Source organism: Ferruginibacter sp., from assembly GCF_014377975.1.
In the GTDB taxonomy this organism is placed as follows: Bacteria; Bacteroidota; Bacteroidia; order Chitinophagales; family Chitinophagaceae; genus Ferruginibacter.
This window is the reverse complement of sequence record NZ_JACMOO010000378.1, coordinates 1-13,131: the sequence shown is the minus strand read 5'-3', so window position 1 is coordinate 13,131 and position 13,131 is coordinate 1. Positions and strand designations below refer to the sequence as shown.

Genomic DNA, 13,131 nt, shown 5'->3' with positions numbered 1-13,131 from the left:
TTTAAAAGCGAATGCCTGTAATATTATTTTAAGCCACAACCACCCATCTGGCAACCTTAAACCAAGCAGAGCAGATGAAGAACTGACAAAGAAGATTGCAACTGGTGGAATGTATCTTGATATAAAAGTGATAGATCACATCATCGTTACCAGGGAAGGGTATTACAGTTTTGCTGATGAGGGGCTTTTATAGCTCCTTTTTTATTCAGAAAATGGATGATTATATCTGTCTGAAGTGGTTATAATAGCGATTCACCAAAATTTCTCCAAAATCTAACCTTAGCTTAGCTTAAAATTAGCAAGATGAAGCTACTGATAATAGAAGACGAAGATAGCTTACTCCGGAGCATAACAGATTACTTTACTCAAGAGGACTTCCTGTGTGAGGCAGCCAGTACATACCTGGAGGGGATTCAGAAGGCTACCGATTTTCAATACGACTGCATTATACTTGATATCAATTTGCCGGGAGGTAGCGGCCTGCAATTATTGGAGTATTTGAGAAAAAATAAAAAGGCAGATGGCGTTATTATTATTTCTGCCAGAAATTCTTTAGACGATAAAATTGCCGGGTTAGATTTAGGTGCAGATGATTATCTCACGAAACCATTTCATTTATCAGAATTATATTCAAGGGTTAAAGCACTACTGCGAAGGAAATATGCGTCCAATTCAAACGTAATTGAATTCAATCAATTGAAACTTGACCTCTTGTTAAAAACGGTTACCTATTCAGGGCAATCTTTGTTGCTCACAAAAAATGAATATGAACTATTGTTATTTCTTCTCACCAATAAAAATAGAGTTGTAAGCAGGCAGGCCATTGCAGAACATATTTACGGCGAACAAACGGACAATCTTGCTTCATTCGATTTCGTGTATTCGCACATTAAAAACCTGAAAAGAAAACTGAAAGACAAAGGTGGCGACGATTTGTTGCAAACAGTATATGGCCTGGGTTATAAATTATCAGTATGATTAAAACCTTAGAACAAAAGAATACACGTTACCTGTTGATATGGCTGCCCGTAGTCTTATTGCTGGGTTCTTTGTTATTTTTTGTAATGCTCAATATGCATTCGCACCACACGCAGGAAAGGCAACTGGCCCTAAAACAACAAAATGTTTGGAACGCATTTATATCGCAACCTGCAACTATGACAATGCAGATTCCCGGAGAATATGTCATCCAAAAGAATAGCCTGTTGCCTGCTAAAATATTGAATGAACCAAGAGATACCAGTCTTTTAATTACAGGCAATTCAGAAAGATTAAATTTTAAAGCGCTCACAAAGGAATATCAATTTAACAACGAAAATTATCAACTCACCACTTTCGTTTCTTCCAAAGAATTTTTGCACTTAACAATAAAGGTATTTACGACAGAGGCGCTTGTTTTTTTGTTATTGTTAATTGCAATTGTTGTCATAAACAGAAGAAGCTCCCGCCAATTGTGGCGTCCTTTCCATCGCACTTTAAAAAAGGCCGGTGAATATGATGTGGTAAATAATCAAACCGTTCAGTTAGAACCGCAGACCGGCATTGCAGAGTTTAACCAGTTAAATGATGAGCTTACCAATATGATTGTTAAGGTTAACACCGCATACAGCAATCAAAAATATTTTGTAGAGAATGCATCACACGAAATACAAACGCCACTTGCCATCATCCGTTCCAAATTAGACTTGCTGATTAATGAACCCGGTCTTACAGAAAAATCGGCTGCCCTACTTGGCGATATCACAGAAGCAAATGACAGGCTGAGCCAGATGAATAAAAGTCTTCTGCTGCTCGCTAAAATTGATAACAACCAGTTTCCTAACCAGGAGCAGATTAATGTTTCAGCGTTGGTGGAAAGAATACTGACAACTTACCAGGATCATTATAACGATTTCCCTTCACTTCGTAAATCAATTATCCCCGATATATTCATTACAGCCAATCCGGCCTTGACAGAAATCCTATTCAGTAATGTTATAAAAAATGCTGTGGTTCATAACATCGCATCAGGGTTTATTAAAGTTTCCTTAAGCGATAATGAATTTTCAATTGAAAATTCTGGAGATACAATTGTAGAAGAACCGGAGCAGCTATTTGAGCGATTCAGAAAAGGCAATATAGAATCAAAAACTACCGGATTGGGTCTTTCATTAGTAAGGCAAATTACCCAGATTTATAAAATGGGTTTGCATTACAATTACAAAAACGGCATTCACTACGTAATAATAAATTTCGGAGGAATGTAGTCTCCAAAATTTATCCTAAATCACTTGCTACATTTGTTTTTATACAATAAAACATTATTGATGAGATGGATATTTATAGCATTCGCATGCTTTTTTGTGGGCAAAGCCAAAGCGCAGGACACTGTGCATTTGTCATTGCCGGAGATACTCAAACTGGCAGAAAGCAACTACCCTAAATTAAAAGCAAACTTGTACGAGCTGGAAGCATCCAGGTCAAACGTAAAATTGCAGCAACAATTGATCAAGCCACATCTTGATGCTTCATATCAGGCCAACCTTGCAACACATAACAATATCAGTGGCATGTGGCAGCCGCAATTTGTACTTCCGATAAGTGGGCCACCTTCTTCTGAAAATGATTACAGCCCGGTAACTGGCTCTGCTGCAAGCTTACTGTTTCAATGGCAGCCTGGTGTATTTGGCGACCGTAAAGCACAGGTTAATGCAGCAATTGCTACATCAAAAACATTGGAATCTAAAAACGCCCAGGAAATATTTAATCATAAAGTAAAAGTAAGCAACCAGTTTATTGACGTTGTTTATTACCAGCAATTAATAAAACTATACGAAGAGAATATTCATATTTCGGAAAAGCAATTGAAACAAGTAAAGGTATTGGCGGTAACAGGTTTAAGGCCGGGAATAGACACCGCATTAATACAGTCAGAACTTTCCAGAACCCGTATTGAGTGGTTGAAAATAAAAAACGCATACGATAATATGCTTTCGTCGTTACAGGAATCTGTTGCCAGCGATTCAATCATTGTTAGCAGGGATACTTCATTTTACAGTGCAATTCCGGAAGAAACTACGAATGATACTACCGAGCATCCTTTTGGTAAAACTGCAAGATTGAGCATAGAGGAAGGCCAGACAAAACGCATTGCTATCAGTAAATTAACTACCCCTCATTTATCTGTTTGGGGAACAACTTATGCAAGAGGTTCAGGAGTAAATTATACAGGTGCGGTGAAAACATTAGATGGATTTAACCTCAATCGTTTTAATTATGGAGCCGGTGTGCAGTTGTCTGTTCCCTTGTTAAATCATGCAGAAGTAAAAACCCGTTTGCAACAGCAGGATTGGATCATTAAATCTGACCAGGAAAAATTAAACCAAATATCCCTTGCACTAAAAGAACAGCGCAAGCTTTCAGAAAAAACCTTCTCCAACGCAATGGCTGTAATTAAAGAAACACCGGTGCAGGTACATGCTGCAGAATACGCATTTAATGCTATGCAAATAAGATATACTACCGGCCTGGTCAACTATTCAGAACTATTGCAAACTCAATCGGGCTTACTTAAAGCAAAGATTGAATTAACAAAATCTCAGGCAGAACTCTGGAAGGCTTTGTTGTTTAAGGCGGCAGTGTATGGGGATTTGAATTTATTTATTAACCAGGTTAAGTAACAATATGAAGCAATTAATCATATCGGCATTAAGAAAACCTGTTACTGTAATGGTTATAGTAATGGGCGTAATATTTTTTTCCTGGTTGGCCGTAAGAAAAATGCCGGTGGATATTTTCCCGAAATTAGGAACCCCGGTTATTTATGTAGCACAAACATATGGAGGACTTTCGCCCCAGCAGATGGAAGGCTTTATCACCTCCTATTATGAATATCACTTTTTGTATGTAACAGGAATAAAGTATGTTGAAAGCAAGTCTGTACAAGGTGTAACGTTAATCAAACTGCAATTTCACGAAGGAACGGATATGGCCAATGCCATGGCCGAAGTAGGCACTTATGCCACCCGTGCCCGTTCCTTTATGCCACCCGGTACATTACCCCCGTTTATCATGCGGTATGATGCAGGCAGTGTACCAGTAGGACAATTGGTGTTTACCAGCAGTACCAAATCGTTGAATGAAATTCAGGATTTGGCTTTGTTCAAGGTAAGGCCCATGTTTGCTGCTTTGCAGGGAGTTTCTGCTCCGCCACCATTGGGCGGCAATCAGCGAACCATTATTATCAGGGCAAATCCTGAACGGTTACGTAGTTATGGAATTACGCCAGATGAACTGGCGGCAACCATTGCTAAAGGAAACACTATATCACCGGCAGGTAATTTAAGGGTTGGTGACCAGGCTTTGATTACTCCGCAGAATACAGTAATTGATAACATCAAGGAATTTGAAAGTATTCCATTGACAGCTAAAAGCGGTACTGCCGCTTATGTACGTGATGTTGCTTCCGTGGAAAATGGTGCCGATGTTACTTCAGGTTATGCATTGATCAATGGCAAGCGTTCCATTTATATTCCGGTTACAAAAAGAGCCGATGCATCAACATGGGATGTGGTGCAAAATATAAAAAAGGCATTGCCTGATATGCAGGCCGCTATCCCCGACGATATTAAAGTTGCGTACGAGTTTGATCAATCTAAATACGTAGTCAACTCTTTGCAAAGTCTTTTGTTTGAGGGCGGGCTTGGAGCTTTATTAACCGGCTTAATGGTGTTGTTGTTTTTGGCAGACAGACGAAGTGCATTGATAGTTGTAATAACCATCCCCTTGGCATTACTATCAGCTATAGTTTGTCTTTATCTAGCAGGTCAATCTATTAATATAATGACCCTTGGCGGATTGGCTTTAGCAATAGGAATATTAGTGGATGAAGCAACGGTAACAATAGAAAATATTCACCGGCATCTGGAAGAAGGTAAATCAAAGGCAAGAGCCATCGCGGATGCAAGCAAAGAAATTGCTTTGCCTAAACTATTAATTCTACTGAGCATTCTTGCAGTCTTTGTTCCGGCTTTATTTATGACCGGCATTCCAAGGGCAATGTTTATGCCTTTGTCTTTGTCAGTAGGTTTCGCAATGATTGCTTCTTTTTTAATTTCCCAAACGGTAGTACCGGTTATTGCTAACTGGATGTTGAAAAACAATACACATTTTACAGAAAAGAAATGGTTTACCAGGTTGACTGATCGCTATGCTTCTTTTCAAAATAAAATATCGAAGGCAGGTGGCTGGCTCATTGGCTTTTATTTATTGCTATGTGGAATATTGCTTTGGAGCAACTACCATTTTTTAGGACAGGAAATTTTTCCAAAAGTAAATACTGGTCAACTGCAGGTTAGGCTAAGGATGCCTGTGGGTACAAGGATAGAACGTACCGAAGACAATACAAAAAAAGTATTGGGTATTATTGAAAAAGAAGCAGGTAAAGAAAATGTTGACATCACTTCAGCTTATGTAGGACTTCAACCAACCACCTATGCCATCAATTCAATTTTTACCTGGACCGGCGGCCCTCACGAAGCTATTCTTAAAGTTAAACTGGCTGATAACAGTGGTATAAAACTGGAAGCTTTTAAAGAACAATTAAGAGCCGCTATAAAAAAGGAAATTCCCACCATGCTCATTTCCTTTGAGCCTGCCGATTTAGTAGAGCAGGTAATGAGCCAGGGAACCAACAACCCAATTGAAGTTGTTGTACAAGGGAAAAATTTACAGCAAAGCAGGGCAATCGGCGACAAACTCAAAAAACAAATGGAAGCACTGCCCTACATGAGGGATGTTCAATATACGCTCCCATTAGATTACCCAGCTCTGCAAATAGATTATGACAGGGTTCGTGCCGGGCAATTAGGATTAACAGTTGATGAAATGAGCCGTTCGGTTTCAACAGCAACCTCTTCCAGCAGGAATATATTGCTGAACTATTGGTTGGATAAAAATGCGGGCAACGCTTACCAGGTGCAGGTAGAGTTACCGGAATATCAAATGAAATCATCTGAAGATCTTGAACAAATTCCGGTTTCAGCAGCAGATAAAAATATTTTTTTAAGAGATGTGGCAACATGGAAAAGAACAACTACAGTCGGCGAATATGACAGGCTGAATCAGCAACGATTCATTACCATCTCTGCAAACCTGCATCAACAAGATTTAGGCACAGCAGTAAAAGACGTTAACACGGCTATCAGCAAATTGGATTCATTACCACAAGGTGTAAAAGTTTATGTACGTGGGCAATCAGAAATACTGGATCAAACACAAACAGAATTAGGAACAGGTTTGCTTTTAGCCGTTGCTGTTATATTTCTATTATTAGCGGCCAACTTTCAGTCGTTCAAATTATCTTTTACTGTGCTGTCAACAATTCCGGCTGTGGTAGCAGGATCTTTCCTGTTATTATTTCTAACGGGAAAAACGCTGAACATACAATCCTTTATGGGTTGTATTATGGCTATAGGTGTTGCTGTTGCAAATGCCATTCTGCTGATTACAAAAGCAGAAACAATCAGAAAGGAGAACAGCCACACAAAAAATATCGGATCAGTCGCTGCACAAAGAAGATTGAGACCCATATTAATGACCAGTCTTGCCATGATTGCAGGAATGATACCAATGGCTATTGGTATAGGAGAAGGTGGAGAACAAACTGCTCCCTTGGGTATTGCAGTAATCGGTGGATTATTATTTTCCTTACTGACTACACTTTTTATTTTACCCATAATTTATAATGCCGTTTCCCGAAACAAAATATACGGCAATATTTCTCTTGACCCGGATGATGAATTAAGCAAGTTTTATGACAAACAAAACAATGACAACTAAAATGAAAGGATTAAAAACAATAGTAGCCTTAGTATTTATTACCAGCATTGCAGCCTGTAATCAACAAAGCAAGCAATCATCAAAAGATACTGCTAAACCAAAAGTAGATTCAACCGCAGTATTTATTTTGCAAACTGCTTCTTTAGATAAAACGGTATCACTTCCTGGTGAACTACTGCCTAATGAAAAAGTACAGATATATGGTAAAGTGAATGGCTATGTAAAAAAGATATTCGTTGATATTGGTTCGGCTGTAAAACAAGGCCAGGTAATCGCCATTCTGGATGCGCCGGAAATGCAATCCAAAATTGCAGAGAGTAAACAACGGCTTGCATCTGTAAAAGCAAAATCCATTAGCAGTAATGATGTTTTTAAAAGACTTTCTGAGGCTTCAAAATCTGACGGCGTAATTGCGCCGACTGATCTGGAAAAAGCAAAAAACCAGGTGGCATCAGATGACGCTTTATTGCAGGCGGCCCAATCAGAATTAAGCTCCGTTCAGCAAACAGCAGGATATTTAACTTTGAGAGCACCATTTTCCGGAACCGTCACAAAAAGGAATGTAGATGCAGGTGCCTATGTAGGCAAGGCGGGTGAAATGCCGCTGTTTGAAATAGAAGACAACAGCTCACTTCGTTTGCGGATTAGCATACCGGAAGCAATGACCGGCACAAAAGTAAAAGATGAAAAAGTACAGTTTACCATAAAGGCCATACCGGGCAAAAAATATGAAGGAAAGCTATCCCGTAAATCCGGCAGCCTTGATGTAAACACCCGGAGTGAAGTATGGGAATTTGTGATTAACAATAGTGATCACAGCCTCAAAGCTGGCATGTTTGCAGATTGCAAAATAAATATTCAACGGGAAGGGAAATCTTTCTTTGTACCATTTTCAGCAGTGGTTACCACCCTTGAAAAAAAGTTTGTAATAAAAGTGCAGGATAACATTACCAGTTGGGTAGATGTGGGCCAGGGAATAAATGCTACCGATAAAGCAGAGATATTTGGAAAACTCAATGAAGGTGATACACTGGTGTTAAAGGGTAATGAAGAATTAAAAGCAGATACGAAACTGGTAGTGAAAATAATAAAGTAATAGACAGTGATTAGTAAACGGCAAAGTAATACTCGGATTAAAATAAATTTATTTTTCTCATTGTGCCTAATGAGCCAGTTTCTATTGGCACAAAAGACCGGGAAAATAGAAGGTCGTGTTATGGATAAAGACCAACCATTAGAATTTGTAACCGTTACTATTTCTAAACGGGCTGACACAACAAAAGTTGTTTACTACGGGACCACCGATACTTCAGGGTCATTTGTAATTGACAAGGTTCATTTTGGAGACTACGTAATAAAATTCAGCTTGATAGGATACAAACCTGCAACACAATTATTTTCAATAACAGCCTTAACAAGTATAATACAATTTGAAACTTATGTACTGACTAAAGATGTAAACTTTCTTCAAACAGTAACAGTTGCTTCTCAAAAAAAACTAATTGAAAAAACACCACAGGGATTTATTGTAAATGCAGCAGCAAATATTACTTCGTTTGGTGGTACTGCAACAGATTTACTTAAAAATACTCCTACCGTATCGGTAGATGCTGAAGGCGACATTACTTTAAGAGGGAAAGAGCCATTAATATTAATCAATGGCAGAAATTCTAATTTACATAATCTCGATCAAATAGCAGCCAGCAGTATTGAGAGCATTGAAATTATCAACAACCCCACCGCTAAATATGATGCAAATGCTGAGAGCGGTATCATCAATATTAAATTAAAAAAGAACAAACAAAACGGTACCAATGGAGCTTTGGCATTAGGAGCAGGATTAGGCAGCCGGGGCAGAATAAACAGTTCGCTTCTTGTGAACCACAAGACAAAAAAATGGAATCTTGGTTTGGGATATGACAATCGCTTTGCTGGAAGAACAAGAAAAATTAACGGAAGCCGTACTAACTATAATTTACCAGATGAATACTTGCTAAATCAAAACAGGAAAGATAAAAGATTAGAGCAATTGCAAAACCTGAAGTTCAATGCAGATTTTTCCCCTGACAGCAGGAATACTTTTTCTTTTGAAGCCATTGGCAATATGGAAGGGCAAGACAATAATGAAAGTTTAAACAGTGCATTATATAAACAGAACAACGATTTAAATTTAAACACCAATAGGCATTCCATAGAGATAGAACGTTCAAAAGTTGCAGAATTTGCTTTTGACTATAACAGGAAATTTAATAATGAAAGAAAGACATTGTCTGCAAATATATCATCGTCTATTAACCGAGATAAAGAGAATACAGATATTACATCTCAGTCCTTTGATAAGTATGATGTGTTTACCGGCAATCCGTGGTACCAAAAAACGCACAATTATGAGAATGGAAATGTATCCTCCGCCAAGTTAGACTGCGGATTTCCTATTTCTAAAAATGGACAAATTGAAACTGGCTACAAAGGGATCTATCGCAGTATCGATGCCGATTTTCAAAGTTCCGATTTAATGAATAACGTGTATGTAATTAATACCGCTGCCAGCAATATCTTTAAATTTACCGAGCAGGTACATGCTGGTTATATTCAATACAGCTCCAGCTTTGGCAAGGGCAATAATCAAAATTGGAAGTATGACTTAGGTATAAGAGCAGAGCAGGTGTTGAATGACGGAAACACAAAAAGCAACAGCACGAAGTTTACCAACAGCTATCTAAAATTCTTCCCTACGGCAAGTCTTGTCTACTATTATAAAGCGGATGAATATTGGAAGATCAGTTATGGCAAAAGAATTAACCGCCCTGGCTTAGGCCAATTGAACCCATTTACAGATATAACGGATTCATTAAACCCTCATAGTGGTAATCCGAATTTAAATCCCGAAATCATTCATGCAATAGAATTAGGGTATAACAAGGAATGGGAAGACTATTCTTTGTCGGCGAATCTTTTTTATCGTTATGCTACTAATACTATCAGGCAATATTCTCAATTGCAACCAAACGGAGTGAATCTAACTTTTCCCGTGAATATCGGCAGTGCAACAACTTACGGAATTGAAAATGTATTAAACGCTAAACCATCCGGCTGGTACAACTTTAATGCAAGCCTTTCACTGTTTCAGCAAAAAATAAACGGAGAAAATGTCTCAACAGATGCAGTTCAATCCGCTTTCGGTTGGTATGCAAAATTGATAAACAATATTGTACCATGGCATGATGGCAAATTGCAGGTAACAGGCAATTATAATTCAGCACTTCCAACACCACAGGGAAAACGTATGGCACAATATTTTGTAGACCTCGGGTTTCAACAAAAATTAGGCAAAGGAAATGCACGGTTTGGATTAACGGTGACGGATGTGTTTAATACATTCAAAAGCGGCTATATCAACAACACGCCAGAGTTTTCAAATTACCGTTATGGCAAGGCTGATACAAGGGCTTTCATCATCACGTTTGCCTACTTTTTTAAATCAGCTTTTAAAGAGAAATTATTAGAAAATAAATTTTCAACCGATTATTAAAACAAAAAACATGAAACAGTTAATAAGAAAAATCCCGTTATGTATTTCTATCGTTACAGGTATGGTAATGGTATCTTGCAACAATACCGCAACGCAACCGGTTGTAGCTGAAACCAAAAAAGATACCATTGCCTGTTCACCCGAAAGCAGTAAACTTGATACCGCTAAAATTGCTGCGGTTACTGGTATGAAGGGCACTGTAAAAAATGGTGAATATAAAATCACTGTTCCGCAAAATGACCTTCACATAGTAGTAGATGGATTTAAAATAATTCCGCCAATGGGATTGGCTACCTGGATTGCATTTACGCCTTGTGGAGATAGTGCAATGTTGATGGGTGATATTATCCTATCTGAAAATGATGTAGCGCCGGTACAGCAGGAAGTGATCAGGCAGGGTCTTTCCATCACCGCTATTCACAATCACTTTGTACGCAACAGGCCTAATGTAATGTACATGCACATAGATGGCTTTGGTAATGCCGCAACACTTGCAGCTAGTGCAAAAGCCATTTTAGACAAGGTAAGTGAGGTAAGAGGCGGAGATCCCAAAGCAGCCAAAGGAGACAGTGTTGTAAATACCTTAAATATCCCTATGCTGGATTCTTTGATGGGCCATAAAGGAGAAATGAGCAAGGGCGTGTACAAATACACTATTGGCAGGCCCGATGTAATGCTTAGAGAGCATGGCGTACCTATCAGCACTTTTATGGGATTCAATACATGGGCGGCATGGCAGGGAACACCGGAAAAAGCAGCAGTAGCAGGAGATTTCACCATGCTGATGGATGAAGTACAGCCTGTTATTAAAACACTTATTGAAAATGGAATTGAGGTGGTAGCAGTTCATAATCATATGGTACATGAAGAACCTAAAATTTTCTTCCTGCATTATTGGGGTGTTGGCCAGGCTGAAAAACTGGCTAAAGGATTAAGGGCTGCGTTGGATAAAACGGGAAAAGGAATGGCTCATTAAAACGCCTATATTTTTTCGTTACAGTTTTTAAAGAGCAGTTTTAAAAAAGAAAATGAATCAATTAAATATATATTCCATTGCCATCACGCTGTTTTCTTTTTGCCTGCAGGGCTGCAATGCACAGCCTTCCACACAAAGTAAAACCCTGCCATTGATTAGCACCATTGCTTTGCCTGCTGTTAGTGGACGAATAGATCATCTTGCATTTGATCCTGTTTCTCAGCGCATATTTGTTGCCGCTTTAGGCAATAACTCTATAGAAGTGGTTGATTTAAAAAATAATAAATCCATTCACAGTTTTCAAAATTTAAGTGAACCACAGGGTATTGTTTTTATTCAGGAAAGCAATACAATTTTTGTTACAAATGGTGGTAATGGCGTGTGTGATGTTTTTAATGCAAATACTTTTCAAAAAATAACAGCTATACAATTGCCGGGTGATGCAGATAATGTTCGCTACGATTCAATAAACAAAAAGGTTTATGTGGGCTATGGCAACGGAGGGATTGCTATCATTGATGCCAATACTTTTAAACAGGTGGCAGATATAAAACTACAGGGACATCCCGAATCTTTTCAATTGGATATCGCAGCAAAGAAAATCTATGTAAATGTTCCCGACAAACAACAGGTAGAAATTATTGATTGGGATAAGCAAATAGTAATTGATAGATGGAAACTGACCGCCGCCAAATCAAATTTCCCAATGGCATTGGATGCTGCCAATCATCGCTTATTTATTGGTTGCAGGCACCCGGCAAAACTACTGGTGCTGGATGCTGAAACAGGAAAACTAATTACAGCTATTGATACCGATAGTGATGTGGATGACATTTTTTACAACCCAAATAACGGTAGTACCTATTTAAGTTGTGGTGGTGGCTACATTGATATTTTTAAACAGGAAACTGCCAATAGGTATACATTAATTGAAAAGATACCTTCTCGGTCAAGAGCAAGAACCTCACTCTTTATTCCCCAATCAAACCGTTTAATAGTAGCCTCGCCAAAGAGTTTTAGCAGCGGTGCAGCATTATTGGTTTATGGTATAAAAAATTGAGTTGGTATTTGGAAACATCAATACTGATTCGGCTATCTTCTTTTCATATCGGGGGCTTTTACAACCCCTTTTTTATGCCGCCAGACCGCTGCAAGTCGTTGAAATTGGCATGTATAAGCTATATTTACACTAACTCCTTTAGTAGCCGCCATAACCAATAACTAACACCGGGAGAACGATACATGAAACTGGAATTAATCAAGCCCATTAAAGCCCCTTAATAAAGCCTACCTGAAGGAAAAGGTGTGCCGTAATCACATTGAGCTGTTTAAGAAGAACCTGCAAAAATTAATTAGCCGTATCAACGAACAGGAAAGCGAAGAACACCTGAAAAATGTAATAGCCGATTTTTTAAAAGATACCTGGTACAAAGACCAGTTTGAAATAAATACCAAAGACAGAAATGATTTGGTGATACATACCGGTAAAACAACCAAAGATCCTGAAGGTGTAATCCTCGAAGTAAAAAAGCCTTCCAATAAGGCAGAGATGATGACAGTAGCCAAGCCAAATACAAAGGCTATACAGGAGTTGCTTTTATATTATTTACGGGAAAGGGTTGACCATAACAATACAGACATAAAATACCTGGTTGTTACCAATATTTATGAGTGGTTTGTAATTGATGAAGTTTGGTTTGAAAAGAATGTTTTTAGAAACAGCAAACTGAAAAAAGATTATGAGAATTGGAAACTGAGTGGCAAAGACACCAGGTTTTTTTATGAAAGCATTGCTAAATCATTT

The 13,131-nt window shown here is 38.4% G+C and carries 10 protein-coding genes; all 10 read left to right on the top strand.

The genetic code is table 11. The annotated features are described in order from the left end of the window. The coding region (locus H7254_RS18500) for a JAB domain-containing protein (protein ID WP_301934382.1) at positions 1–193 on the top strand (193 nt) is incomplete at its 5' end. Between the two features lie 110 nt (positions 194–303). Continuing rightward, entirely contained in the window at positions 304–978 is a 675-nt protein-coding gene (locus H7254_RS18495) for a response regulator transcription factor (protein WP_301934381.1), read from the top strand. Further along, positions 975–2,246, top strand: a complete 1,272-nt coding sequence (locus H7254_RS18490) for a HAMP domain-containing sensor histidine kinase (RefSeq protein ID WP_301934380.1) — start codon at positions 975–977, stop codon at positions 2,244–2,246. Before H7254_RS18495 ends, H7254_RS18490 begins: the two co-directional genes overlap by 4 nt. Positions 2,247–2,306: 60 nt before the next feature. Next, positions 2,307–3,659, top strand: coding sequence for a TolC family protein (locus H7254_RS18485; RefSeq protein ID WP_301934379.1), 1,353 nt, complete (start codon positions 2,307–2,309; stop codon positions 3,657–3,659). 4 nt (positions 3,660–3,663) lie between these two features. Next, positions 3,664–6,819 (top strand): efflux RND transporter permease subunit, encoded by a 3,156-nt coding sequence (locus H7254_RS18480; RefSeq protein ID WP_301934378.1) that lies wholly within the window; start codon positions 3,664–3,666, stop codon positions 6,817–6,819. After that, on the top strand, positions 6,794–7,915 hold the full coding sequence (locus H7254_RS18475; protein ID WP_301934377.1) for an efflux RND transporter periplasmic adaptor subunit: 1,122 nt from the start codon (positions 6,794–6,796) through the stop codon (positions 7,913–7,915). The genes H7254_RS18480 and H7254_RS18475 overlap by 26 nt, the downstream gene beginning before the upstream one ends. A 69-nt stretch (positions 7,916–7,984) precedes the next feature. Continuing rightward, positions 7,985–10,351, top strand: a complete 2,367-nt coding sequence (locus H7254_RS18470) for a TonB-dependent receptor (protein WP_301934376.1) — start codon at positions 7,985–7,987, stop codon at positions 10,349–10,351. Between the two features lie 10 nt (positions 10,352–10,361). After that, positions 10,362–11,327, top strand: coding sequence for a DUF1259 domain-containing protein (locus tag H7254_RS18465; protein WP_301934375.1), 966 nt, complete (start codon positions 10,362–10,364; stop codon positions 11,325–11,327). Between the two features lie 52 nt (positions 11,328–11,379). Next, on the top strand, positions 11,380–12,387 hold the full coding sequence (locus H7254_RS18460) for a YncE family protein (RefSeq protein WP_301934374.1): 1,008 nt from the start codon (positions 11,380–11,382) through the stop codon (positions 12,385–12,387). Positions 12,388–12,630: 243 nt separating this feature from the next. Then, a partial coding sequence (locus H7254_RS18455; protein ID WP_301934373.1) for a hypothetical protein occupies positions 12,631–13,131 on the top strand: 501 nt, incomplete at its 3' end.